The sequence below is a fragment of the Paenibacillus sp. A3 genome, from assembly GCF_001399685.1.
Taxonomy (GTDB): Bacteria; Bacillota; Bacilli; order Paenibacillales; family NBRC-103111; genus Paenibacillus_G.
Window position 1 is genome coordinate 1 of record NZ_JTHN01000112.1, and the last position, 25,425, is coordinate 25,425.

The window sequence follows — 25,425 nt, forward strand, 5'->3', positions numbered from 1 at the left end:
CTATTTGTCTGAGATTTTTTACTTTCTAGGATTCCTAAACATTCTGAGGAGGCTTGAGTGCCTCCTTTTTTCTATGCCCTCGTGTCCGAGACGGAATCTCCATGCCTCTCCGGCCCGACGAGCCGGCCCCGCTTGTATACCGCCTGCACGTCCAGCTTGCCCGCCTCGGCGTTCCAGCGGAACGTCACCGCATCCGCAGCCTGCCCGACTTCCAGCGTACCGATCCCCGCACAGCCAAGCAGGCGTGCCGGTCTATCCGTCGCCATCGCTACGGCCGTGGCCAGCGGGGAGCCTGTCATCTGGGCGAATCGCCCTACGCAGTCCGCGAGACTAACCGCCGCTCCGGCAAGCAGGTTCGGATTCTCCACCATGTGCAGCCGGCCGGACAGCAGCAGCTCGACCTCGCCGCCGACATGCGTGCGGTAGGTGCCGGGCGGCAGGCCCGCCAAATGTACGGCATCGCTGACAAGCAGCAGGGCGTCGCCTTTCACTTTGTGCATCACGTTCACGACAGAAGGGTGCAGATGATGTCCGTCGCAGATGACGCTGGCGGCAAGCCGGTCTTCCGCCAGCTGCGACCAAATATAGTGCGGATGGCGCGGAAGCTGCGGATGAGCTCCGTTCCCGAGATGCGTGCTCATCCGCGCTCCCGCTTCCGCAGCGGCCGCGATGTGCTCGTGATCGGCCGCCGTATGGCCGATGCTGGCAACGACGCCCGTTTCCGTCAGCTTGCGGATAAATTCCGCAGCGCCCGGGCGTTCCGGCGCCAGCGTAACCAACCGGATGCGGCCCCCAGAAGCTTCCTGCCATGAGTTGAACTCGGCCCAGTCCGGGTCCCGTACATGCTCCGCCGGATGGGCGCCCCGGGGTCCGTTTTCGCCTGATATGTACGGTCCTTCCATATGAATGCCCAATACGGCGGAAGCCGTCAGCTCATCCTGCTCGCAAGCGAGCCGTACCGCCGTCATGCAGTCTTTCATCTGCTCGAAGCTCGCCGTAATAACCGTCGGGCAGAAGGATGTCGTACCCGAAGCCAGCACCGCACGAACCAGCCGCTTCACGGTCTCCTCCCGCCGGTGCATATCGGCTCCCGTCAGGTTAATGTCCTCTCCCCCGTACCCGTTGATCTGCAGATCGACGAAGCCCGGAGCAATCCAGAGCTCGTCGGATGCTGCGGCGGCTTTGCCTGAGCTTTCTGCGTCCTCTATCGATGCAATGATACCCCCGGATGCAGCCAAACGAATCCGTTTCCCCGTATCCGCCCGCCGCCCTTCGATTACGATCATATTGGGATCGGTCACTTTCGTCCCTCCTTGGTATGCGCCGTTATTGCGATGCAATGCGGGAAGCGCTGGCGAAATCCAGAAACATATCGCAGCGGGCCGCCCGTCTCAAGATAGACGCCGGGCAGGACAAGTCGACCGGGCCGAACAACGTGCGGTAGACCGCTTCGCTTTTGCGCTCGCCAGGCACCGTGCAAATAATATGCGAAGCCGATACAATGGATGGGATCGTGAGCGTCAGCGCCTCGCGCGGCACCGCATCGAGCTGCGGGAAGCAGCCGTCGTTGACCTGCTGCTTGCGGCTCGTCTCGTCCAACTCGACCTTCTTAATGCGGGCGGGATCGGCAAAGTCTGCCACATGAGGATCGTTGAAGGCGATATGCCCGTTCTCGCCGATTCCGATACAGGCAATATCGATCGGGTGCCCCTCCAGCAGCTCCGTGTAGCGGGCGCACTCTGCCACAGGATCGTTCAAGCCGTTCAGCGCATAAAATTCGAGCGGCGTCCGAAATGCGAACAGCTCCGTCCGCAAATACGTCGCAAAGCTCTGCGGCGCCTCGGTCGGCAAGCCCACGTATTCGTCCAGATGGTAGCAGCGGATGCGCTCCCACGCGACGGAATCCAATGTGCGCAGCGAACGTAAAAAGTCGTTCTGCGACGGAGCGGAAGCAAACACGACCGCGATCGTCTCCTTCTCCTGCAGCTTCGTCCGGATCGCTTCCGCCAGCCGCTGCGCCGCCGCTTTCCCCATGGCTTCCCGGCTATCGTACGCCTCGGCGGTCACCTGCTCGATCGTCCATTGCTTCATATCCCATCATCCTCCATTCGTATGTTGCAGATTCAATCTCAAGACACTCATTTCAATTCGTCACCGTTAGCACGGACTGCCGTACGACGAGCTTCTCGTCGAAGACGATGCGCTGCGCCGGAGTATCCGGCCCGCCGAAAATCTGCCCGAACAGCGTACGCGCCAGCGCTTTGCCTGCCTCATAGGTTGGGATGGAAACGGTCGTCAGCGGAAAAATCATCAGGTCGATATCGTCAAAGCCGATCAAGGACAGATCCTCCGGAATCCGAAGGCCTTCGCTTTGAAAAGCTTTGACGACCCCCAGCGCGACAACGTCGTCGAAGCAGATGAGCGCCGACGGCCGTTCTTTCATCGCAATCAGCTTTCGGCCGACCTCCACCCCGTCCGCAAGCTCTTGGGCTCCCTCGAAAGTAAACTCCGCCCGCAAAGCCAGTCCGTGCGCCGACAAAACATCCCGGCATGCCCGAAGGCGTTCCCGCGAAGCCCTGGACGTGGGGAGCCCGGCAGCGAAGCCGATGCTGCGATGGCCCCGTTCGAGCAAATGCTCCGTCACCTGCCGACCGCCGTCGTAATCGTCGAACTCGACATACGAGCTGTCCAGCCCAGGCACGCTTCCGAGCAATACGAAAGGGACGGACTTCGCTTTCAGATCGAACAAGTGGTCGAACGTCACCTCCTCCAGCAGCGGCGCAACGATCAAGCCGTCAACCCGTCTGCTTAGCATGGCTTGAATCTGCTCTTTTTCGGTGCGGTGATCTTCGAAGCTGCTGCATAGAAATACCGTATAGCCGTATTCGCCCGCGACCTCCTGAACGCCCTTCGTCAGCTTGCTGTAGAACGGATTGGTGATGTCCTTGATGACAAGCCCGATCGTTTTCGTATATTTCGTGGACAATCCCCGGGCAATTTCATTCGGAACGTAGCCGTACTGCTCGGCCGCCTCCAGCACCTTCTGTCTCGTTTTCTCCGAAAACCCGTCCTTGTTGTTCAGCACGCCCGATATGGTGCTTTTGGCGAGACCGGTCATTTTCGCCAAGTCGTTAATGGTGAGCTTCACGATCCGCGCCCCCTTTATTTGAACCGGTTCAAATCAGTTTTTAAATAAAAGGAAATGCTTAAATGAAAACATTTCCATAACAATGACAAAATAATTTGAACCGGTTCAATTTTCCTGTATTATATTCCCTTAGCGCTCGTCCTGTCAAGCTGAGCAAAGCTGGCGCTGCCAACATTGACGTAAAAAAATCGAGCATGCGCCGAAAGCGACGCCCTCGATTTTATACGGGTATCCCCATCATGACAACCCGCGTTACCTTTTGCCACAACCGCTCAAGGCAAAGCCGGAAGCCTGACGGTAAACGTCGTTCCCTGACCAGAAACGCTCTGTACGGCGACGGAGCCCGTATGCATCTCAACGATCCGCTTGACGATCGCAAGCCCGAGCCCGCTCCCTCCCGTGCTTCGGTTGCGGGATTTATCCGCCTTGTAGAACCGCTCGAAAATATGGGCCACATCGTTCTCGGGGATGCCGATCCCTGTATCGGTGACGAATACGATCGCCTGCTGCCCGTTGCGCTTAAGCCGAATGCCGATCGTCCCGCCGGCCGGGGTGAATTTGATGCTGTTGTGCAGAAGATTGACCCACACTTGGCTCAGCAAATCTTCATCAGCCTCGATACTGACGTCTTCCAGCGACACATCCATGTCGATTCCTTTATCGTGCCACTGCGGCTCGCATGCCAGAATCAGGCTGCGCAACTGCTTGTCGAGCCGGTACCGCCTCCGCTCGAACGGATGATGGTCGGATTCGAGAGAGGTCAGCTTCAGCAGGTTTTCGCTCAGCTTGGACAGCCGGGCGCTTTCCTTTTCGATGATGCCGAGATAATGCATCCGTTCCTCCCGGCTGAGCTCGTCGCTCTGCAGGATACGGGCAAAGCCGCCGATCGACGTCAGCGGCGACTGGATTTCATGGGAGACGTTGGAGATAAACTCCTGGCGCATTTTTTCCATCTGATTGAGCTCGACGGCCATGTGGTTGATGCTCTCGACGAGCTCGCCGAACTGACCCGGGACGCGCTCATCCGGGGGAATGCTGACGGTGAAATCGCCCTTGGCGATCCGCTTCATGGCTTCGATCATCGGCCGGAACATTTCCATGCGCTTGTCGCGAAAAATCACGCCGATCGTCCCCATAATCCCCATGCTGGTGACAAACGCAACCAATTGGGTAAATAGCTGGCCGACATAATCGGAAGGCCGGCTGCCAAGCGCATTCAGCAAATAGCGGATGAAGAAATAAGCGGCCGACCAGCTCGCCAGCGAAAATAAAAGTAATAGGCAAATCCCGCAAACGCTTTTAAAAAATCTCCATCCGCGAGCCGCTTTCCGGTTCACCTGATGCTGTACTTCCACTCCCGTCCCTCCTTATCCGCGATAGGTTTAAACGTGTTGCTCTTGAATGCGAAGCTGCTGTGCGGCGAATTCGCGGTACAACGCATGCGTTTGGAACAGCTGCTCGTGCGTGCCGATGCCCGTTACTTTGCCTTTCTCCAGAAAGACGATTTGGTCCGCATCTACCACGGTTGACAACCGGTGCGCAATAACCAGCGTCGTCCGTCCCTGCATCAGATTGTTCAGCGCTTGCTGCACGACGATTTCCGACTTGCTGTCCAGACTGGAGGTCGCCTCGTCCAGCATCAAAATTTGCGGGTTGCGCAGCAGCGCCCGCGCAATCGCAATCCGCTGCCGCTGTCCCCCGGACAGCTTGACGCCCCGTTCGCCGACTTCCGTTTCGTAGCCGTTCGGAAGCTCGTGAATGAACGTATCGGCATAGGCCATCCGCGCCGCCTGCTCCAGCTCTTGATCCGTCACCTCATGCGGCAAGCCGTAGCAGATGTTATCGCGGATCGTCCCGGCGATGAGCGGACTTTCTTGGGAGACATAGCCGATGCGGCTGCGCCACGACGGCAGCGAGTACTCCTCGATCGGCTCGTCTCCGAGCTTGATCGAGCCCCCGGTCGGCGGGTAGAACCGCTCGAGCAGCGCAAACAGCGTCGTTTTTCCGCTGCCGCTCGGTCCGACGATGGCCGTCACTTTGCCGGGCTGCATGGTGAAGCTGACATCGTCCAGTATCGTTTCGCCGGTTTTATAGGCGAACGTCACGCGTTCGAGCGTCAACGGTCGGCCTGCGTTATCAAGGGGCTTGCCGGAGGCATGGTCTTCTTCCCCGAGCTCCAGCAGCGCTGCAATTCGTTCCGTCGCCCCGACCGCCTTTTGAAACTGGGTGAAGAAGTTCGTAATTTGCGTAATCGGCAGCACGAATTGAAACAAATACAGGATGAACGCCACCAAATCTCCTGCCGTCAACGTGCCGGAAGCGACCCGCGCGCCGCCGTATCCAATAATGACCACAAGCAGCAGCATCAGAATGAAGAAGATAAGCGGCCCGACCCACGCCGAAATGATGCCTTCCTTCAAGCCAAGCCGGAACAGCTTCTCGATGCCCGTCCGCCCGTTCCGGTATTCGACCGTCTCCGCGTTCGAAGCCTTCACAAGCCGGATCTCCGACAATACCCGGCTGATCACCGCCGTAAAGCCGGCCGTTTCATCCTGAAGGCCGACCGAAATCTTATGCATCTGCCTGCCGAGCGGAGCCAAAATCAAGATGGCCAGCGGCACGACGATCAGCATCATCAGCGTCATTTTCCAATCGAGATACAGCAGCACCGCGATCGATCCGACAACCCCCAGAATGCCGGTGAAGAAGCCGGTCAAGTGCTCGCTGATCAAGCCTTTGACGACGCCGGTATCGTTGGTCATCCGGCTGATCGTCTCCCCCGTCTCATGATTGTCGTAGTAAGAGACCGGCAGCACGAGCAGCTTTTTCCACAGCCGGTCCCGCAGGGACGCAACGACCTTCTGCCCCGCCCGGTTGAGCAAATAAACGCCGACGCCGCCCGCAATCGCTTGAACGATGAAAGCCGCTCCCATCAGCACGATCTGCGTCAGGCTTAAGGAGGTCAGCGAGAAGCTGTCGACCATATTTTTCGTAAACAGCGGAATCGCCAATCCGACCAAGGTCGAGATGATGCTTAGAAACAGCGCGGCGGCAAGCAGAGCCTTGGAAGGCTTTGTTTCCCGGACCAGCCGGATCAATTGCCGCCAATTCGCTGATGTTTTCGGTTTGGACATGTGTATCCCAACTCCCATTCTATTTTCCTACAACTCTCTTCCGTTTGACAATCTGTACTTTACGATACTTTTTTAAACGGAATATTAACGGAAAAGATTGGAACTCTGGGAAATGAAAAAAAACCTTAATCCGCGCAAAAAGCATCGGATTAAGGCCGACTGCGCAGCCGCTCAACAAAGGTCAGACGGCCGCTTCTTCCGCAAAACGTCTCCTGATCTCGCTTACCGTCTCTTCCGGAGTCTGCTCGGACGTATCGAGCCACAGGCCGATTTTTGGCGTTTCGTTATGCAAAATGCCGTTCAACCCGTCAACCGTCCACAATCCGTAGCCTTTCTTCCCCCGGGCCGCCTCTCTGGCGGCAACCGCCTCGCTGTTGGGCGCCAGCACGACGACATAAAGCGGTCGATGCCGTACGAAAGAGACGAACTCTTCCAGCATCGGACCGATGACGACGTCCTGTACGACGACGGTGAAGCCGGCATCGGCATACGTATCGGCCGCGGCGGCAGCCAAGCGGTACCGCAAACGCAGCTGGCGGGTCGCTTCCTCCGAGGCGTCGGGAAGCAGCTCTTCCCGGCCTGTGACGATCATCCTGCGGAACGCGTCGCCGCGCAAATGAACTCCCCGGCCGAATTGCTCGGCCAGCAGCTGCGCGACCGTCGATTTGCCGCTCGCCATCACCCCGGTGATCAGATAAATAGCGTTTCCTTCATTGTGTTTCATGCGAATGCCCCTCTCCCGCGAACTTCATGCTGCTTCCAGTGTAACATCCGCGTGAAGCCATCATTAGGGATAGTTTGGATAAAACGGTTTGCTCCTCCGGCCCGAGGTTTAAACAGCGTCGGGGAACTGCTATTCGACTAGGGCGACGCTATTTTCCGGATGCATGCGACCCCATCCTTCTTTCGCGTAACGCCTCTCCGTTCGAAGTCGCTCCAGCCAAGCTTTCGCTTCTCGCTCCCCTGCTCCATGCACGGTCCGGTATGCTTTTTGCAACGCCGACTCTACCTCCAGAGACATTTGGGCGTCATCCCCGCATACGTAGATACATCCTCCCCGATCAAGGATGCCCATCAGATTCGTTGCATGGCGTTCCAGCAAATGCTGGACATGGATGCGGCTTTTCCCTTCCGCACGGGAAAAAGCTTGATGAAGCGTAACGACATCCTCCCTATCGTAGTGCTCAAGCTCCTCGCGATAAATCGAATCGGACTCGTTCCGGCATCCGATATAAAGATGCGCCTCGCCCAGCGCGGCTCCCTTCTCCCGGATAGCGGTCCGCGCCTGCAAAAAGCCCCGGAAAGGCGCTGCTCCCGTCCCGGTCCCCACCATAATGATCGGCGTCGCCGGATCTTCCGGGAGCCGCCATCCGGCTTCGGGCGTACGGACGAAGATCAAGACTTCTTCTCCGGGCCTGCATTCGGCCAAGTGATTCGAAGCAACCCCGCGATATTCGCCGCGCCCGCTCCAAGCGGGGTCCTGCACCACGTCTACGGCAATGCCGATCTGCCGGGGATTGACCTGAGGGGAGCTGGATATGAAATAGTATCTCGGCTGCAGAGGAGGCAGCAGCTCGATCAACCTTTCGAACGGCAGCTGGCAGGCTTCATATTTTTCAAGCAGGTCGAGCATGGTCATGCGCTTCTTCAAGATCTGCTCCTCGTAGACGCTCTCCTCAGCCATAGCTTCCAATTCACGCTTGTGCGGAGGACACACCGTATAGGCCGCAAGCTCGCGTAGCTGCTCGCAGGTAACGGCTTCCTGCAGCTCTACGCACCGGCTCAGCAGCTCATGGATACCGACCGGGCGATCCAGCGGGAGATGCGCGAGGCCGTTACCGTTTGCCGCCGTGACAATCAACTGATCGCTCCCCTTTAATCCGTACCGCCGCAAAATCCGGCCGATATTCTCCAGACTGTTGCTTGGCAGCACGCCGAGAAGATCGCCCTCCCGGTAAGTAACCCCATCCGGCAGCGCAAGATCCAGATGCCGTGTGCTTCGGCCGCTGCCGGCTATCCGGAGCTCGCGGTTATCCCTCACCGAAGCGTAGAATGCGTCGTAGGCTCGGGCAAGCGGAATTGTTTCCAATCCGCTGACCATTTGGATATGAATGCAGCTTTTCTCCTTCTCCGCGTCGCTTCGTTCCAGTTCGAAAGCGTGCATAAGATCGAACCATAGGCGGACCCGCCATTCATCGAGCTGCTTCTCGAAGTCGCCTCCGGCATCCGCCTCGCCGCGCAACGAGAGCCTTGCCGCTCCCTTCCGGGCCAGCTGCTCGTCAATCCACCGCGGCACATCCTGATACGTATTGGACCAGCTGCGGTCCCCGCACCCGAATACGGCATAGCGAACCCCTTGAAGCTCGCCCGGCTGCACGCCTTCAAGCCATGTCACGAACTCGCGCGCATTGCCCGGAGGCTTGCCGTTATAAGACGCAGTGACGATAAGCACCGCCCCGTCCTTGGGCAGCCTTCCGGCCCTATCGTTCAGCGGCGCAGCTTCGCTTCGGAAGCCTTGTGCCCGCGCGGCATCCGCCAGCTCGCGGGCAATCCCTTCCGCCGTGCCCAAATTGGAGCCGTAAAGCACGAGCAAAGACGTTTTTTCCGCCCCTGCAAGCGGATGGTTTGTCTTCGCCTCCCTTGGCTCCGCTTCAATGGCTCGGGAATAGCCTGCTGTTTCCGGTTCATGAACCGCGGGGCTTGCCGTCTTATGCCGCAGCCGCACGCGGATATGAAAATCGCCCGGCTTGAGCGTCAAGGTTTGCTTCACGTCCAACTGATAGTTCGTATGATCCACCAGCTCAAAATGCCGGAGAATCATGCCGAGAACCAGCGTCGCTTCGTGAAGCGCAAACTGCATGCCGATGCAAGCCCGCTGACCGTTGCCGAACGGCTTGTAGGCATGATTGGGAATTTTGCCAGGATCTTCGAACCGTTCGGGGCGGAATTCGTCCGCGTCGGCGCCCCAGGCGGCTTTGTCCCGATGAAGCTGCGGCAGGATCACCCCGATGCCTTCACCCTTGCGAATGCGATACTTTCCGCCAATGACCGTATCTTCCTTCGCATAGAGCTCGAATCCCGGGGCCGTCGGCCATAAGCGCAGCGATTCATTTAAAATCATCCGAATGTAATGGAGCTGCAGCACCTGCGAATACGACGGAAACGAATCCGTCAGCACCCGGTCTGCTTCCAGATAAGCCTTCTGCAGCACATCCGGATGCTTCAGCAAAAAGTATAAAGCGAACGATAACAAGCCGCTTGTCGTCTCATGTCCTGCGATCAAGAACGTGATGATCTGATACCGGATATTTTCGTCATCCAGCGTCTCGCCTGTCTCCGGGTCCTTCCCGTTCAGCATCCGGGCAAGCAGGTCGATTTCCCCCCGGTCCCCGTTTGCCTTTCGTTCCTCGATCATTTTGTCCACCAAGGAAAACATCGTTTGAATATCTTCGTTAAATTGCTGTCTCGTTCGCACCATGAACAGGTTTTGGATCTTCAGGCGCCCGCTTTGCAGCATAGCTTCGTTCAGAGCGCGGACCATGCTGTTAATAAAAGGGCTCGGCGTTTCGCGATAAAAACTGTTAAAGCGGTAATTGAATCCGCATAAGCCGATCGTGTCCAGCGTAACCCGGGTCATGTCTTCCGCGACATCGATGCTCTCGTTGGGGTTGAGACGGGCCCATTTTTGAATCAGCTGCGAAGCGATGTCGACCATCATCGCATGGTACCCTTTCATCGCCTGCTGGCTGAAGGTGGGGAGGAGAATACGATGCGCTTTTTGCCAGTTCGGCTCATCCGTGCGGCTTGTAAACAACCCGTCTCCGCCAAAGGCGCGCACGTTCTCCAAGTCGCCCTTTATGCTTTTGTCGAAGCGCGATTCATCGCAAACTTCCGCTACGAGGTCATGTCCGGACACCACAATGCTGGAATAACCCGGAAGCGTGATCCGGTATATAGGGCCATACTCTTCTGCAAGTTTACAAAGCGAAAGGGTCGGTTTCTTGCTGTCGATCAAAGGTAAATTACCAAGGGGACCATAAGTTCTGGGCTGAGGAATGACTCCCGCTTCACTCATAACAACCATCCTCCCGAATCGATTTGCCTTGCCGAACCTCTTTTAAACCTGCTTTACGGCTTGCTTGCTTTAAATCCGTGGTACAGCGTCTCCAGCACTAGCGCCGCCGCCGACTTTTTGGCAACGTGACCTTCATGAACCTGCTGCCAGGTGACAAAGAGGAGCGAATACAGCACGTTCAAAATCCATTCGCTGCTCATATCTTGCCGGAAATGGCCTTTGCGCTGCAGCGATTGGATCATGTAACGCAGCGGTTCCTTCAGCTTCTCCTCGGCCGCGGACATCTCAGGGTTGTAATTCAGCGAGGTTTCATGAGCAAGAAAATAAATTTTGTCCCCAAGCGGAATCAGCGCTTCCATCAGCTGCGAAATATAGGTTTCGCTCGATTCCTCGTCCAGCGGGATACGGCTTATCGTCTCTCCCACCACCTGTGCCGCTCTTAGCCCCAGCTGCAGCATCAGCTGCTCCCTGCTCTCCACGTACCGGTGCAGGGTGGCAATGCCGACCCCAGCGTATTCGGCAATCTCATTCATGGATGCCGTAGGCTTCTCGACCAGGAGTTCCGTAGCCGCATCAAGTATGGCACGAAGCCTGAGCTCCCTTGTTGCTGATCTGGCCGTCGCCATAATCTCTGCCTCACTTTCGAAGAAATTGATAGATTTATCTATCATTTGATTCCATTATAAACCAGTATATCCATAAATTCAACTCCACAAAAAAAGAAAGCAGGCCCGAACTCTCCAGTTCGTACCTGCTTTCTCATCATTCCGGGGATTATCGTTACTTATTGCGTTCCAGCTCTTTTGCCCCTAAGTGGGTCAAAATACAGAAACCGACGCAGCATACCGTTGCGGACAACAACACATAAAATCCGCCGTTCCAGCCTACATTGTCAACCATGACACCAAAGAGGGTAGTGCCTAAAGATGCACCTAGAATGTAGCTCATAAAGCCTCGCAAACCAACCGCAGAACCAACGGCGAAAGGAGGCACTACCTCCAATGTTTGCACGGAAGCCAGAAATTGCGGAATGTAAATCAGGCAGCCGATGACGGCCGCAAAGACCGTAATCCAAAATAACGAGCTGCTCTGCCAATAGCCAACGATACAGAAGAAAATCAACACCAGCGCAATGATCGCGGGCGGCATGCGGTATCCTTTGAACAGCTTGTCCGATAAATAACCGACCAAGAGCGTAGAAGGAATTGCGGCCCATTCAAAAAATAAAAAGGCGACGCTCATTTCCGCTTTCGTGAAGTGCTTTACATGCAACAAATAAATGGGCAGCCAGCTGATAATGCCGAAACGGACCATGTAAACAAAAACATCGACAAACGAAACAAACCATGCATTCTTATTGCACAAGACGTATTTGGTGAAAATTTGCCAAACGGACATATTTTCCGGCGGATGAGAGTCGGCTTTTCGCTGCGCTGCCGGATCGGACTCATCCTTGATGATTTCGTTTAACGGAGGCAATCCTTCGCTTACCGGAGAGCCTTTGATCAGGGCCAGGACCACCATGGCAAAAACGATAGCGATTGCAGCCGGCACCTGATAACTGGCCGCCTGCCAATGCCCGGAACCAAGCATGGCTACACCGACACCGACGATCGGCGCTACGATTCCGCCGCCCAGGTTGTGGGATATATTCCAGATGGCGCCCACGACTCCTCGCTCCTTACGCGGGAACCAATTGGCGATCGTAATAAAGCTGGGTCCCACCCCCATCCCCTGAAACAATCCGTTCAGGACGACAAGCGCGGCGAACATCCAAAATGCCGTGCTGAATCCCATCATAATATTGACCAAAGCGCACATGAGCAAACCGAGTGCCATATACCTTTTAGGATCGGCTTTATCGGCAAAGCTGCTCATGAGCCCCTTGCTGATTCCATATGCAATTAGCAAACAGCTGGTTAACAACCCGACTTCGGTAGCGCTTAGTTGAAGCTCATTCTTCAGATGAGGGGTAGATAAGGCGAAATTGTTGCGCACAATGTAATAGGCCATGTAACCGAAAAAAACGCCTGCTAAAGATTGCAACCTGAAGCGCTTGTACGTTTTTTGGACGTTTTCCGGCGCTATTTTTGTGGTTGCGACTTTTGGCTTTAAGAATGAAATCATACCCATCGACCTCGATTTCTTGGCTTTGATTGTGAATTTTCTGCTGATAGTGCTTTCAAAATCCCATAGCCTCCTCTCTGTTTTATTATCATGCAATGACAAGTAGGAAAACGATCGGGAAAAATCTGATTTTTTGTAAGATAATTTAGCGGCTTGTCAGAATTATTCTTATACTAGGAACAATCAATATAGTTTAGAATGTTATTGCAGAGGTTGTTTGCATAAAGAACGGAGGACAGGATGAGAAGACTGCCGAAGATACTGCTTATTCTACTGCTTGCTTTGCTTTCGTCAGGATGTCAGCAAGGTCGTCCCCATGCTCAAATTACGTTTTCCGAATCGGAGGCTGCGCCTTCCGATACGCACGACGGCAAATCGTCTCCGGTTCGCGTGGCCGTCTCCAGTGTGCTGTCGCCAATGAATACGATTATGAACTATCGGAAAATTGCCAATTATATCGGAGAGAAGCTGCATAAACCTGTTATTCTGATTCAGCGCAAGAGCTACAGCGAGATTGGCACGCTCATGATCAACGGCGGCGCCGACATTGCCCTCCTTTCAACAGGAGCGTATATCACCTACAGACACGTCGAGGGACTCGAAGCGATTGCGATGCAGGAGCGGATGGGGGTGCCGTATTATCACGGTTATATTGTCGTTCATCGGGATAGCCAGATTGCGGATCTAAACGATCTGAGAGGGAAAAGCATTGCCTTTAACGACCCCAACAGTTATTCCGGCTATACGTTTGTGAGCAAGAAATTGGCCGAAGTTGGCGAAACCCCGGAACATTTTTTTGGCAGCTATGTTTATACATACAATCATGAAAACTCTCTCAAAGCTGTAATCAATAGAGTTGTAGACGCTGTCGCTGTGAACAGCCTGGTCTATGAAAACACCCGGCTTAAAAATCCCGAACTTGCCGATGCCTTGAAAATTATCGACAAATCCAAACCGACTGGCACCGGTCCCGTTGTCATCAGCAGCAGCTTATCTGAAGAAGAGAAGACAACGATCAAAGAAATTTTTTTGTCGATGCACGAACAAGATGACCTAAAACCGGCGCTGCAGGGCTTGTTTATCGACCGATTTGTTCCATTTGAATCCAAATTATATGATATCGCTTACAGCACAGGCTCTTATCAACGGGGAAGCCTATGAAATGGACGAGCAAATTTCAGATTAACCAAAAAATATTCGGAGCGATTATTCTTGCGCTGCTCTTTCTTGCCGGGGTTTTAGGATGGATTATCTGGGAGTCGCTTACAAATATGATGGCCGAAGAGCTAAAAAAACGCGGCCTCAATATTGCGAACACGATCGCCGCATCGTCTTCCGACTACATCCTTATCGATGATTACTATTCGATTCATCTCCTGATCACCCAAGCGCAAAAAGCGAATGAAGACGTTCGTTATATCCTGATCATCAATAGCAATAACGGTCTTGTCGGACATACGTTCTCCGATCGCCTCCCGAAGGGGATATTACATGCGCACACGCCCGATCAGTTCAATAGTCAACCTGTGGTTACGCTCACTTCAGACGAAGGGAATATCCACGATATTCTTGTTCCAATCGAAGAAGGAGACGTGGGCTTTGTTCGCGTCGGTATGACGGAGCAGCAGGCAAGAACTTATATTTTCGCTAAAATTGGCAAGCTGATTCTGGCAACCTTATTGGTTTGCGTAGGAGCTGCCGGTATCGCGTATTATGTTACCCGCATTATCACCAGACCGATCAATAGCTTGGTTGCTGTCGCAACAGGCATATCAGCCGGAAATTTGTCCTTACGGGCGAAAGAAACGAACGATGATGATGTCGGAAAACTGGCGCGGGCTTTTAATGAAATGACTGATAACCTGATCAGTTCCGGTGCCAAAGTCGAGATTTTATTGAAGGAGCTGCAGGAAAAGGACCGCCTTCGGGATACGTTGATTTCGAAGCTGTTATCCGCTCAGGAAGATGAGAGAAAGCGAATTTCCCGCGAACTGCACGACGGGGCAAGCCAGGCTCTCACTTCGCTGATGGTTACAATGCGCGTTTTGACCAATGAGGCCAAAGACATCGGACAACAGGAGCTGCTTCAAGAGAGCCGCGAGATTGCGGCAAGCATCCTGCGGGAAATCCGGGATTTGGCGGTGGAATTGAGACCGCCGATTTTAGATGATATGGGGTTAACTCCGGCCATCAAGAAATATGCCAGAAAGTTCGAAGAGAAATACGGTATCGAAGTGCTGTTATTCATTCCCGAAGAGTCTACGGTCATCGATAGTCAATCGGCCGTAGCCTTGTACCGGATTCTTCAAGAAGGTTTGACGAATGTAGTCAAACATACGGCAGCGTCCCGGATTGCCATTACAATGGAAACCGTCGATCATTATCTTTGGTTGACTATCCATGATAACGGTCATGGGATACGTCAGGAAGACGTTGAACGGGCTCGCCTGCAAAATCGAATCGGAATCTATGGCATGAAGGAAAGAGCCGAGCTGTTGGGAGGTTCTTTTCACCTCAAAGCTGCCGATACCGGCGGGACCGAACTTGCGGTGTCCATCCCGATAAAACTGGAAAAAGGGTGTAATCATGGAACAGACCATCACGATCATGCTAGCTGACGACCACGCCTTGTTGAGGTCAGGTTTAAAACTGCTGCTGCAAAAGAAGCCATTCTTCAGCATTGTGGGCGAAGCGGCCGATGGGGTCGAGGCGCTCCGGCTTTACGACACTTTAAGACCGCATCTTCTAATACTTGATATCAGCATGCCGCTTTTAGACGGAATTCAGGTTCTTACCGAAATTAAATCGCATCATGAACAAGCGAAAATTATCGTGTTGACCATGCACGAAGACGAAGACTATATTACGACTATTATGGATGCGGGAGCTTCCGGCTATATTCCGAAAGCGGCTGTTGACGAGGAATTGTACACCGCCATTGATTCCGTTATGAACGGATACGTCTACCTCAGGCCGAAAGAGCTTTCAGCGATGCTGAAAAAAAAGCCGAAAGCGGCCGAATCCCAAAATCCCTATCTCCTGTTAAGCCCCCGCGAACGCGAGGTGCTGCGGTTTCTTGCCAGAGGATATTCGTTGGTTGAGACCGCCCGGGAATTATCCGTCAGTATCAAAACGGTGGATACTCATAAGACAAGAATGATGAATAAGCTTAATGTCTCCAGAAAAAGCGAACTGGTCGAATACGCCATGAAGTATAAACTCCTCCGTGACGGGCAGACATAAGATTTTTCACAAAAGCAGGTCAAGTAGTGAAATCGCCGCCGGGTCATGCTATGATATGAAAATGCATTACTACTAAACCATTTGATGGACAGCGAGGTCCCGATGAATCCGTACTCCCTCTATTATGAATTCGATCGTCAGGCGTGGTCCGGACTGCCCGCTACCGCGCCGCTTCGCATTACGATGGAAGAGTTCGAGCAGCTGAAAGGCCTGAACGACAAAGTTCCGTTTCAAGAGGTCGAAGAAATTTATCTTCCCTTGACGCGGTTTCTCGATCTGCTGGTGGAGAACGCCAGGACGCTTCACCGCACGTCCGCTTCGTTCCTGCAGAACGGCGCCGAACCGGTTCCGTTCATTATCGGCATCGCCGGGAGCGTAGCCGTGGGCAAAAGCACGACGGCGAGGCTGCTGCAGCTGCTGCTGTCGCGATGTTCGGAGCACCGGAACGTGGAGCTGATTACGACGGACGGCTTCTTGTTCCCGAACCGTGTGCTTGAGGAACGAGGGCTCATGAAGCGCAAAGGCTTCCCGGAAAGCTACGACATCAAAAAGCTGCTCCGGTTTATCCGCGATATTAAAGCGGGCAAGCCCGTCGTCCATGCGCCGGTCTACTCCCACTTGTCGTACGATATCGTGCCGGACGAAGTGGAGACGATCCGCCAGCCCGATATTTTAATCGTGGAAGGCATCAACGTCCTGCAAGTCGGAAAGCAGTCTCAAGTGTTCGTCAGCGACTTTTTCGATTATTCGATTTATGTCGACGCGAAGGAAGAAGACATCGAGCAGTGGTACGTCGAACGGTTCCGGATGCTCCGCGAAACGGCGTTTCTCAATCCGAAGTCGTACTTCCACCGTTTTGCCGAGCTGCATGGCGAGGAACTCGTCGCAACCGCTTCCGGTATCTGGCGGGACATCAACGCGGTCAACCTGCATGAGAACATTTTGCCGACCAAAGGACGCGCGAAGATGATTTTGGAAAAAGGACCGAGCCACGCCGTACAGCGGGTATTCGTGCGGAAGTGACACGGCAAAAAGCCGCTCCTTCCCTGCAGCGGCGCCGAGCTTCAATGCCGAAGCGGCATTGGCGCGGCTGCCGAGGAAACAGACGGCTGTGCGGCTTACAGGTCCGCTGCGGTTAAAACTCGCTTGCTTTTGCGAGATGTCCCCCATCCACCGTGATCGTGGAACCGGTTACGTAGCTGGCCTCGTCGGACGCGAGAAACAGGAAGGTCGAGCGGCGTCTCGACGAAGCCCGGCGCGACGACGTTCACGCGGATGCCGTACGGCGCCAGCTCGACGGCCATCGATTGCGACAACAGGATGACGCCGGCCTTGGAAGCGTTGTAATGCGCCAGCATCGAGCTGTCCGCGAGGCCGTTCTTGGAGCTCATCTTGACGATGCTTCCGCCCGTCCCCTGCCGGATCATCCGTTCGGCGGCCAACTGGCCCAGCCGGAACACGGCGCGCACGTTGATGTCCATCACCGCGTCCCAATGGGCCAGCGGGATGTCCAGAAACGGCTCCCGGTACGCAATCCCCGCATTGTTGATCACAATGTCGACCCCCTGCCACCGGTCGAACGCCTCCCCCGCCGCCGGTGACAAGCGCGCGTTTGCCGCCAAGCCTCATGGTGCCTCTCTGCCGTCGGCGAGAAAGTCAAGCGTGCCGCGCTGGAGATTTCGAGGCAGCTTGGGTACGTCCAGACGCCGGAGCAGGAGCCGAAATAAGCGGCAGCCGCCTCAGCCATCCGGGTCATGTTCCCCTTGTGCATAGTGAAATCCTTATCATCCCATGCTATGATATGGAAAGCCATGACAACAACCGTGGAAACATGACTTTGAGGTGAATCCGGTGCGCAATCCGGCAAAATCCAAATTTATGAAATTAACCCCGCCGCGCGTGATGGCGGGAGGCTTTGCTCTCATTATTATAATCGGCTCCCTTCTGCTAACCCTGCCGGCCGCCTCTGCAGACGGGCAGTCCATGAAGTACATCGACGCTTTGTTCACGGCAACGTCGGCCACATGCGTCACCGGACTGATTATTGTCGATACCGGCGTTCATTTTTCATTATTCGGGCAGATCGTTCTGCTGCTGATGGTGCAGTTGGGCGGACTCGGTTTCATGACGATGGCCACCTGGTTCACGCTGGCTTTGAAGCGCCGGGTCTCGCTGCGGGACCGTCTTTTGTTGAAGGAATCGATGAACCACGCGAACATTGACGGCATCGTCCGGCTGATCATCCGGGTATTCCTGTATTCGATAACGATCGAAGGGATCGCGGCGCTCTATTTCATGCTGCGCTGGGCGCAGGAAATGCCGCTCGGGAAGGCCGCCTATTTCGGCCTGTTCCATGCCGTGTCGATCTTCAACAACGCGGGCTTCGAATTGTTCGGCGGTTTCCGCAGCTTAACGCCCTACGTCAACGATCTGGGCATCAATCTCGTTTCCATGATGCTCATCTTTTTCGGCGGAATCGGGTTCGTCGTCATCTCGGAGCTGATCGAATTTCCCAAGACCCGCAAGCTCTCCTTGCACAGCAAGGTCGTGTTGTCGACGAACGGCATTCTGGTGCTGACGGGCGCCGTACTCATTCTGATCTTCGAATTCACCAATGCGAAGACGCTGGGCGGCATGCCCTGGGACACGAAAATCGTCGCCTCCTTCTTCCAGTCGATGACTTTGCGCTCCGCCGGCGTCAACACGCTCGACATCGCCGAGCTTCGGACCGCCACGCAGTTTCTGATGATCGTCATGATGTTCATCGGCGCGGCTCCCGGCTCCACCGGAGGAGGCATCCGGCTCACGACGTTCGCGATCCTGGTCGGGGCTTTCGTGGCGATGCTGCGCGGCAAGGAAGACGTCGTGCTGTTCCGTCACCGTCTGCCCGCGAAGGACATCTACAAAGCCGTCACGTTCACGCTGACCGCCGTATTGTTCCTCGCCTTCGCGACGATGCTGCTGTCCGCCTTCCAAGACCAGGATTTTCTGAAAATCTTGTTCGAGACGACCTCGGCCTTCGGTACGGTGGGCCTCAGCATGGGATTGACCGCCGACCTGACGTTTGCCGGCAAAATTGTGATGATTTGCGTTATGTTTATCGGAAGGGTGGGACTCGTGACGCTGGCGTTCGCCTTGCAGCCGAATCCGAAAAAAGAACTGTACCGGTACCCGGAAGGGAAAATCATCATCGGATGAAGACGGGTGAGGAGACCGCAAAGCTAGCGGTACAGCGCAACGATCGGCTCGATCATCGCAAGGACGGCCAAATGAGCCGGATAAAAGCTTCTCCACAGCCATCCCGGAACGCTCCGGCGTTCTAATCGTCCATACAGCGCAGGTGCATAGGCGATGCCTATCGTGGCAATAATGCTGTATGCCCCAAGGAGCCAGCCCTTGAGCGCCAGAAACAGGACGTTCAGAATAAAGTGGCTGGCCACCATCGCATGGCTTTTTGTATAGTGGTAGATCAGCACCAGCAGCAGCCCGTACAAGCCGTAATCGAAGCTCAAAACCTCCATGACAACGACCGAAGCGACGGCAACCGGAAGCCAGACGCTTTTCTTGCGGTGTTCCATGACGTATAAGACCGCTACGCATACGAGCAGCGTCCCTACGGCGTTCACGCCCATCTTCCCTAGAGCCAGCATATACGGCGCTTGCGATAGAACGGCCAGGATAAGCAGACGCTTCATATAGCTTTTCAAATCTCTCGTGTGCCTGTATCCCATTACGATGCCATAGGCGTAGATCGGGAAGGCGATTCGGCCGATCACTCTCCATATCGCCTGATCTTCAAAGAAAACGGCGCCAATGTGATCCGCCAGCATCGTGATCATGGCGATAAGCTGCATAGCATCCTCCGTTTTTGCTTATTTTATTCCAAAGTAACACCACGCCGTTGGAAACCGCAAGTTTTTGCTAAGCTAAACGTACAGGCAACCGGTCTGCGGAAAGCACGCAATGACAGGATCGGCCGGTCATTCCATGATAGGATAAGGTACGAAGGAGGCGGGTATGGTTGGATTGGCTGATCCGGATGAAAGAAGCTCTTGATCTTATGGAAAAGCGGTTGGACGGAAGGCTGGATATCGAGGAAATTGCCAGAGCCGCTTATGTGTCCCCGTTCCATTTTCAACGCATGTTTCACATGCTGACCGGAATGACCGTGGCCGAGTATATGCGGAAGCGCAAATTGACCTTAGCCGCGCAAGAGCTGGCTACGACTTCCGCCAAGGTGCTGGACGTCGCGCTTAAATACGGCTACGACTCCCCGGAATCGTTCGCCAAGGCGTTCCGCAAAATCCACGGCATATCGCCGTCGGAAGCCCGCAATCCGGGCGTCAGCCTTAAAGCGTTTCCCCGCATCTCCTTCCATCTATCACTGAAGGGAGACAAAGATATGGATTACCGCATTGTGGAAAAAGAGGCTTTTACGGTTGTCGGCAAATCCATTCAAGCGACGTGTCAGAACGGGGAGCAATCGCATTTCATCCATCAGCTGTGGTCTGAAAGTCATCGTGACGGCACGATAGCCAAGCTTGCTTCCATGGGAGCGGACGAGAATTTGTTGGGCATCATCGAGATGCAGCCGGACAACGAGACCATGACGTATACCATTGCAAGCATAGCCGGCCCCGAAGCCGTGACGGAAGGGTTCTCCGTGAAAACGATCCCCGCTTCCACCTGGGCGATCTTCACCTCGGTCGGACCGCTCCCCGGAGCAATCCAGAACGTATTTGGCCGCATCTTTCAAGAATGGTTTCCGGCGACGGGCTATGAAATTTCAGGCGCGCCCGAGCTGGAAGTCTATCCGCCGGGCGATACGATGGCAGAGGACTACCGGTGCGAAGTTTGGGTACCGATTGTGAAGAAATAGTTATCGAAGAGCTTGCCAACCGGCAGGCTCTCTTTTTTTGGTAAAAAGTAATCAAATGTATATGGAAAGTAATAAGTTGTCTATTTGAATGGAAAAACCGACCTCTTAATATAAAAGATGAAGTTGCCTCATCAGGCTGCACATGATTAGAAGCTTCCCAAAAACGCACAAGGAGGAGAACATGAAAAAGAAAACGCTTTCTAGTTTGTTGTCACTGGTGCTTCTCTCCACGCTTTTCCCCGCAGGCCTGCCACAGGCAGCCGCTGAAGCGGGACGGACAGGTGACGTATCCCCGACGCTTCCCGTTACCCGGTCTGTTTATGAAACCGTTTACGGCGGCAGAGCCATGCCTGCAAATGTTGTCAATACACCGGTCGGCGTTAATTTGGCGGTACATCAAGCGGTGTACGCTTCGGGGAACGAAGTGGACTGGCTTGGGCCGGCCAATGCCGTTGACGGCAACGGCAGCACACGCTGGTCGTCCGCGCTGCAAGACGATCAGTGGTTCTATGTGGACCTCGGCGAAGAGTTCACCATAAACCGGGTGACCATCAAATGGCAAACCCCTGCCAGCAAATACAAGCTACTGGTTTCAAGCGATGCACAGCATTGGACGAACGTGCTCGGCCATGACGGCGACATAGCATGCAGAGGCGGGACGGAAACGACCGATTTTGACGATATAAAAGCAAGGTACGTGAAATTTCAAGGGGTGGAGCGGGCACCGGTGGAAGGCACCTTTTACGGCTATTCCTTCTACGAATTCGAGGTGTACAACGCCGGCGAATTACCCAAAATCGTGAAGGGCATCACCCAGATTCCGCCTATTGCCAAGGGACAGACGGAGATCGTTCTGCCTGGCGTACCCGAGGGCTACAAGGTTTCCGTATACGGCAGCGACCGACTGCCCGTGATCGATCGAGCGGGGAAAATTCACACGCCCCTCGTGGACAGGAAAGTGAATCTTCTGTTTCAAGTCGAACATACGAGTACTGGTCAGAAGGCCATCACCGGAAACGTGCTTGCTGCGGTACCGGGGCAGTATACGCAAACGGACGATTTGAACAAGGAGCCGAAGGTCATCCCGTCGCTGCGCGAATGGTATGGCCGGACTGGAAATTTCACCCTGAAACCAACCTCGCGAATCGTGGTCAATCCGGCCCATAAAACGGCTTTGCAAAAGGCTGCGGAGCAAACGAAGGAAGATTTGCGGGACATTACCGGTGTCCAAACGGACATTATTTACGGCGTTCCGCAAGCGGGCGACCTTTATTTGTCCATCGACGATTCCTTAGCGTGGCTGGGAAAAGAAGGCTATCTCTTCGACGTCAACGATCATGTCGCGATTACATCGGCCGATGTGACGGGCGTCTTTTTCGGAACGAGATCGGCCCTGCAAATTTTGAAGCAGGATGAAGCTCATGCCCAGATCCCCAAAGGGACGGCAAGGGATTATCCGAAATATGAAACACGCGGCCTCATGATCGACGTTGCCAGAAAGTTTTATACGATTGAGTTCCTGAGAGACTACGTCAAGCTGTTGTCCTGGTATAAAATGAACCAATTTCAGATTCATTTGAACGACGATGTAGGGACGCCGTTCCAAGACGGCACGACTGCGGCCTATCGTTTGGAGAGTACGACGTACCCCGGGCTTGCGAGCAAAAACGGCTTTTACACCAAAGAGGAGTTTCGCGATCTTCAGCGGCTTGGCATGGACTACGGCGTGAATGTCATCCCGGAGATCGATACGCCGGGGCATTCCAGAGCTTTTACCAGCTTCGATCCTTCTCTGGGAACCGGACCTCATCTTGACATTACGAAGCCGAAAACGGTCGATTTCGTCAAAAGTCTGTTCGACGAATATATCGATGGCGACAACCCGACCTTTATCGGCCCTGACGTCCATATCGGCACGGACGAATACTGGGGCAACACCGAGGTTTTTCGCGGGTACATGGATACGCTCATCAAGCATATCAACGGCAAAGGCAAGCATCCCCATATTTGGGGCGGCATGAGGGAATACAACGGGGTCACCCCGGTAAGCAACGAGGCCACGATGGATGTTTGGCACGTGCCTTACGGAGATGCCCGGCAAGCGATCGATCTTGGATACGATATCCTCAACACCGAGAACAGCTACATGTATCTCGTGCCAAGATTGTATAAAGACCGGATCGACCCTAAATATATGTATAAGATGTGGGAACCGAACGTATTTACCGATACGACTGTGCCCTACGGCCATCCGAAGCTGAAAGGCGCCATGCTGGCGCTGTGGAACGACATTTCGGATTCCGTCGGACTATCGATGGACGATTCCCATGACCGAATGTTCCCCGGCGTGCAGGTGCTGTCCGAAAAAATGTGGACGGGAAGCCGGGAAGACGCCGACTACAACGCTTATGCAGCCGCAGCGGAACGGATCGGCGAGGCACCGAACGCCAACATCTCCCATAAGCTGCAAGTCCCGAATGAAGACGGCAACGTCATCAAGTATTCGTTCGAAAACGGCTTCGCCGACGCTTCCGGCAACGGCTACAATGGCACCGGCAAAAATGTGGCGGCGGCAGACGGCAAATACGGCAAAGGCGTACGATTCAGCGGAGGAGAAAGCTACATCAAGACGCCGCTGCAGGCGTTAGGGTTCGGATGGACCGTTTCCATGTGGGTCAAGCCGGATGCCGACAACCCGGACGATGCGGTGCTGCTGGAATCGCCTGTCGGCCAAGTGAAGCTCAAGGAAGGAACGACCGGGCTGTTGGGCTTTTCCAAAGAACATTATCACAGCACGTTCCAATACAAGGTTCCGGCGGGACAATGGACGCACTTGCTACTGACCGGAGACAACAAAGGCGTATCCCTGTATGTCAATGGCAACGAGTACGTGGAAAAATTGTGGGTAACGAACGGTGCGTCGCCTCGGATCGATACCTTGGTGCTGCCGCTCGAGAAGATCGGAAGCTCCACCAACTCCTTTAAAGGCGTCATCGACAATCTGATCGTTTACAATAAGGCGGTCAGCTTCGACGGGATGAATCTGGCGTTAAACAAGCATGCGGAAGCATCGACCAGCGAGGCGCCTCATTTGTCCCCGGATCAAGCTGTCGACGGGAATACGGGCACAAGATGGTCGAGTCATTTTTCAGACGATAACTGGTTCAGCGTAGATCTCGGCGAACAACAGGATATCGACAGCGTCGTGATCAAATGGGAAGGCGCTTACGCCAAGAAGTACAAAATACTTGTTTCCGGCGACGGCCGGCAGTGGCAAAATGTAAAAGCAGGCGATGCGGTGATCGACGGCAAAGGCGGAGTCGAGACGATCAAGTTTGACACCGCCGTCAAGGCCAGATATGTCAAGCTTCAAGGCATCGAAAGAGCTACGATATACGGCTATTCCATACTGGAGTTTGAAGTGTACGGACCGGGGGTGTTGAACCGCTATTTGGAGCTGGTGAAAGAAGCGGAAGGCTTGCTGGGCTTGGGCAAAGGAGACAGCGGGCTGAGAAGCCAATTGCAAGAAATGCTCAATCATTTCCCGTACGACTACGAAAGCTCGATCAGCCCGCTTCAGGAGCTGATTGCGCGGTTGAAGGAATCGATCGAATGGGAAAACGATAAAACGCCGCCGGTGACGACAGCGAGCGTCTCGCCTTCCCGGCCGGACGGGCAGCAAGGATGGTTTGTCCATCCGGTAACCGTCACCTTGTCCGTACAAGACGAACAGTCCGGCATCGCCAGAACGGAATACAGCTTGGATTTGGGGAAAAATTGGAACCCGTACGTGGAACCGATCCAATTCAGCACAGACGGAATGTACGGACTGCGGTACCGCTCTACGGACAAAGCCGGTAATGTGGAAAAGGCGAAGCCCCTCCTCCTGAAAGTCGATACAACGGCTCCGACCCTGGCTGCAACGGCGAACGGCTCTCCCTTGACGAACGGGACCGAATTTATGGACAGCGAGACGCTTGCGCTGGATGTGCAGGCCTCCGATCCTGTGTCGGGCATTGCCGGGACAACGATCACGGTAGACGGCAAGCCGTATACCCCCGGAACTCTGCTGCGTTTGGCCGGCCAATTGGGAACGCACGCGATCCAAATGACAGCGACGGATCGGGCGGGCAACGTATCGCAGGCGGTCATTTCGATTGTCGTTAAGACCAATATCGCTTCCATGCAGCAACTGCTGGAATCTTATCATGCAGCCGGAGAGCTAAGCGGACCACTCAAGAATAAGCTGGCCGCGAGCTTGAAGACCGCCCAGAAGCATGAAGCGAAAGCGAAGCTAAAACAGGCCGCCAAAGCGATGAACGATTTTAAGAAGAAAATCGACAAAACGACCAAGAAGGATGTTATTTCCGAAGCGGCAAAAGCGGCACTGATCGCCGATGCCAATGCGTTAATCCAAGCTTGGACCGGGAACAGCTACGATCTGGAGTCAACGGATAGCACCGACGATCAGCTCGAAGTCGGCGACGATTCTCTCGACAGCGAGGACGCGGCGGCGTAAGGAAAGACTCAGTGTCGAGAAAGTGTTTTTCCCGCTACTAAGCGGCTTCAAATAAGAATTCCCTGCAGACCCGGAGGCCCCGCAGGAAAAAAATAACTCCTGAACCCTAGGGCTCAGGAGTTATTTTCGTCTATTCGCCTACACCATAATAAATAAAGAGCTGCTTAGAACTGATGTAATGATCAACTGTATTGAGGTTGTTGATACTTCCTTTAAAGCGTAAGAATAATTCGTCAACGTTCAGGTTTTTTGGGTTCGCTGCTTGGATCGCAGACAGCATAACCGGGAGGGTACGAATGG

The 25,425-nt window shown here is 54.5% G+C and carries 19 protein-coding genes; 7 read left to right on the forward strand and 12 right to left on the reverse strand.

What is annotated here, in order from left to right; translation table 11 throughout:
• Window positions 1-71 precede the first annotated feature (71 nt).
• From QJ48_RS17650 to QJ48_RS17690, 9 genes are all read right to left on the reverse strand, one after another.
• Window positions 72-1,301, reverse strand: coding sequence for an N-acetylglucosamine-6-phosphate deacetylase (locus QJ48_RS17650; protein WP_237762958.1), 1,230 nt, complete (start codon window positions 1,299-1,301; stop codon window positions 72-74).
• Between the two features lie 25 nt (window positions 1,302-1,326).
• A complete protein-coding gene (locus QJ48_RS17655; protein WP_054974868.1) occupies window positions 1,327-2,091 on the reverse strand; it encodes a glucosamine-6-phosphate deaminase in 765 nt (254 codons plus the stop codon).
• A gap of 52 nt (window positions 2,092-2,143) precedes the next feature.
• On the reverse strand, window positions 2,144-3,148 hold the full coding sequence (locus tag QJ48_RS17660) for a LacI family DNA-binding transcriptional regulator (protein ID WP_237762959.1): 1,005 nt from the start codon (window positions 3,146-3,148) through the stop codon (window positions 2,144-2,146).
• Window positions 3,149-3,420: 272 nt separating this feature from the next.
• Complete coding sequence (locus QJ48_RS17665; RefSeq protein ID WP_054974869.1) at window positions 3,421-4,503, reverse strand: cell wall metabolism sensor histidine kinase WalK; 1,083 nt, start codon at window positions 4,501-4,503, stop codon at window positions 3,421-3,423.
• 27 nt (window positions 4,504-4,530) lie between these two features.
• Window positions 4,531-6,282 (reverse strand): ABC transporter ATP-binding protein, encoded by a 1,752-nt coding sequence (locus QJ48_RS17670; RefSeq protein ID WP_054974870.1) that lies wholly within the window; start codon window positions 6,280-6,282, stop codon window positions 4,531-4,533.
• Window positions 6,283-6,463: 181 nt separating this feature from the next.
• Window positions 6,464-7,006: an AAA family ATPase gene (locus QJ48_RS17675; protein WP_054974871.1), complete on the reverse strand. Its 543-nt coding sequence runs from the start codon at window positions 7,004-7,006 to the stop codon at window positions 6,464-6,466.
• Window positions 7,007-7,135: 129 nt separating this feature from the next.
• Entirely contained in the window at window positions 7,136-10,357 is a 3,222-nt protein-coding gene (locus QJ48_RS17680) for a bifunctional cytochrome P450/NADPH--P450 reductase (RefSeq protein ID WP_054974872.1), read from the reverse strand.
• A 53-nt stretch (window positions 10,358-10,410) separates the two neighbouring features.
• Window positions 10,411-10,983, reverse strand: a complete 573-nt coding sequence (locus QJ48_RS17685; RefSeq protein WP_054974873.1) for a TetR/AcrR family transcriptional regulator — start codon at window positions 10,981-10,983, stop codon at window positions 10,411-10,413.
• Between the two features lie 154 nt (window positions 10,984-11,137).
• Window positions 11,138-12,484 carry a phosphoglycerate transporter PgtP gene (locus QJ48_RS17690; protein ID WP_054974874.1) on the reverse strand — a complete coding sequence of 449 codons (1,347 nt, stop codon included), beginning with the start codon at window positions 12,482-12,484 and terminating at the stop codon, window positions 11,138-11,140.
• A gap of 240 nt (window positions 12,485-12,724) precedes the next feature.
• Between QJ48_RS17690 and phnD the strand changes: the two genes are divergently transcribed.
• The 4 genes from phnD to coaA all read left to right on the forward strand — a co-directional run bounded on the left by phnD (window position 12,725) and on the right by coaA (window position 16,750).
• A complete protein-coding gene (phnD, locus tag QJ48_RS17695; protein WP_054974875.1) occupies window positions 12,725-13,645 on the forward strand; it encodes a phosphate/phosphite/phosphonate ABC transporter substrate-binding protein in 921 nt (306 codons plus the stop codon).
• Window positions 13,642-15,102 (forward strand): ATP-binding protein, encoded by a 1,461-nt coding sequence (locus QJ48_RS17700; RefSeq protein WP_054974876.1) that lies wholly within the window; start codon window positions 13,642-13,644, stop codon window positions 15,100-15,102. Before phnD ends, QJ48_RS17700 begins: the two co-directional genes overlap by 4 nt.
• Window positions 15,071-15,727 (forward strand): response regulator transcription factor, encoded by a 657-nt coding sequence (locus QJ48_RS17705; protein ID WP_054974877.1) that lies wholly within the window; start codon window positions 15,071-15,073, stop codon window positions 15,725-15,727. The genes QJ48_RS17700 and QJ48_RS17705 overlap by 32 nt, the downstream gene beginning before the upstream one ends.
• Before the next feature lie 102 nt (window positions 15,728-15,829).
• A complete protein-coding gene (coaA, locus tag QJ48_RS17710; RefSeq protein ID WP_054974878.1) occupies window positions 15,830-16,750 on the forward strand; it encodes a type I pantothenate kinase in 921 nt (306 codons plus the stop codon).
• Between the two features lie 95 nt (window positions 16,751-16,845).
• Here coaA and QJ48_RS17715 read toward each other — a convergent pair whose 3' ends face one another.
• Window positions 16,846-17,280, reverse strand: a complete 435-nt coding sequence (locus tag QJ48_RS17715) for an SDR family NAD(P)-dependent oxidoreductase (protein ID WP_237762960.1) — start codon at window positions 17,278-17,280, stop codon at window positions 16,846-16,848.
• Window positions 17,277-17,483: a hypothetical protein gene (locus tag QJ48_RS37520; protein ID WP_162238519.1), complete on the reverse strand. Its 207-nt coding sequence runs from the start codon at window positions 17,481-17,483 to the stop codon at window positions 17,277-17,279. Before QJ48_RS37520 ends, QJ48_RS17715 begins: the two co-directional genes overlap by 4 nt.
• Before the next feature lie 122 nt (window positions 17,484-17,605).
• On the opposite strand from QJ48_RS37520, the gene QJ48_RS17720 reads away from it, so the two are divergent.
• Complete coding sequence (locus QJ48_RS17720) at window positions 17,606-18,925, forward strand: TrkH family potassium uptake protein (protein ID WP_054974891.1); 1,320 nt, start codon at window positions 17,606-17,608, stop codon at window positions 18,923-18,925.
• Window positions 18,926-18,948: 23 nt separating this feature from the next.
• On the opposite strand, the gene QJ48_RS17725 is transcribed toward QJ48_RS17720, so the two are convergent.
• Window positions 18,949-19,581, reverse strand: a complete 633-nt coding sequence (locus QJ48_RS17725; RefSeq protein ID WP_054974880.1) for a TraX family protein — start codon at window positions 19,579-19,581, stop codon at window positions 18,949-18,951.
• A gap of 167 nt (window positions 19,582-19,748) precedes the next feature.
• On the opposite strand from QJ48_RS17725, the gene QJ48_RS17730 reads away from it, so the two are divergent.
• Both QJ48_RS17730 and QJ48_RS17735 read left to right on the forward strand, forming a co-directional pair.
• Window positions 19,749-20,606, forward strand: coding sequence for an effector binding domain-containing protein (locus QJ48_RS17730; RefSeq protein WP_193394460.1), 858 nt, complete (start codon window positions 19,749-19,751; stop codon window positions 20,604-20,606).
• 181 nt (window positions 20,607-20,787) lie between these two features.
• Window positions 20,788-25,125 (forward strand): discoidin domain-containing protein, encoded by a 4,338-nt coding sequence (locus QJ48_RS17735; protein WP_237762961.1) that lies wholly within the window; start codon window positions 20,788-20,790, stop codon window positions 25,123-25,125.
• Window positions 25,126-25,425 lie beyond the last annotated feature (300 nt).

What these genes read in the sequence shown, in the direction of transcription:
- QJ48_RS17690 (WP_054974874.1), bottom strand. Translation starts at nt 12,484, where the DNA reads ATGATTTCATTCTTAAAGCCAAAAGTCGCAACCACAAAAATAGCGCCG.
- coaA (WP_054974878.1), top strand. Translation starts at nt 15,830, where the DNA reads ATGAATCCGTACTCCCTCTATTATGAATTCGATCGTCAGGCGTGGTCC.
- phnD (WP_054974875.1), top strand. Translation starts at nt 12,725, where the DNA reads ATGAGAAGACTGCCGAAGATACTGCTTATTCTACTGCTTGCTTTGCTT.
- QJ48_RS17675 (WP_054974871.1), bottom strand. Translation starts at nt 7,006, where the DNA reads ATGAAACACAATGAAGGAAACGCTATTTATCTGATCACCGGGGTGATG.
- QJ48_RS17725 (WP_054974880.1), bottom strand. Translation starts at nt 19,581, where the DNA reads ATGCAGCTTATCGCCATGATCACGATGCTGGCGGATCACATTGGCGCC.
- QJ48_RS17700 (WP_054974876.1), top strand. Translation starts at nt 13,642, where the DNA reads ATGAAATGGACGAGCAAATTTCAGATTAACCAAAAAATATTCGGAGCG.
- QJ48_RS17705 (WP_054974877.1), top strand. Translation starts at nt 15,071, where the DNA reads ATGGAACAGACCATCACGATCATGCTAGCTGACGACCACGCCTTGTTG.
- QJ48_RS17670 (WP_054974870.1), bottom strand. Translation starts at nt 6,282, where the DNA reads ATGTCCAAACCGAAAACATCAGCGAATTGGCGGCAATTGATCCGGCTG.
- QJ48_RS17720 (WP_054974891.1), top strand. Translation starts at nt 17,606, where the DNA reads ATGAAATTAACCCCGCCGCGCGTGATGGCGGGAGGCTTTGCTCTCATT.
- QJ48_RS17655 (WP_054974868.1), bottom strand. Translation starts at nt 2,091, where the DNA reads ATGAAGCAATGGACGATCGAGCAGGTGACCGCCGAGGCGTACGATAGC.
- QJ48_RS17735 (WP_237762961.1), top strand. Translation starts at nt 20,788, where the DNA reads ATGAAAAAGAAAACGCTTTCTAGTTTGTTGTCACTGGTGCTTCTCTCC.
- QJ48_RS17685 (WP_054974873.1), bottom strand. Translation starts at nt 10,983, where the DNA reads ATGGCGACGGCCAGATCAGCAACAAGGGAGCTCAGGCTTCGTGCCATA.
- QJ48_RS37520 (WP_162238519.1), bottom strand. Translation starts at nt 17,483, where the DNA reads ATGACCCGGATGGCTGAGGCGGCTGCCGCTTATTTCGGCTCCTGCTCC.
- QJ48_RS17680 (WP_054974872.1), bottom strand. Translation starts at nt 10,357, where the DNA reads ATGAGTGAAGCGGGAGTCATTCCTCAGCCCAGAACTTATGGTCCCCTT.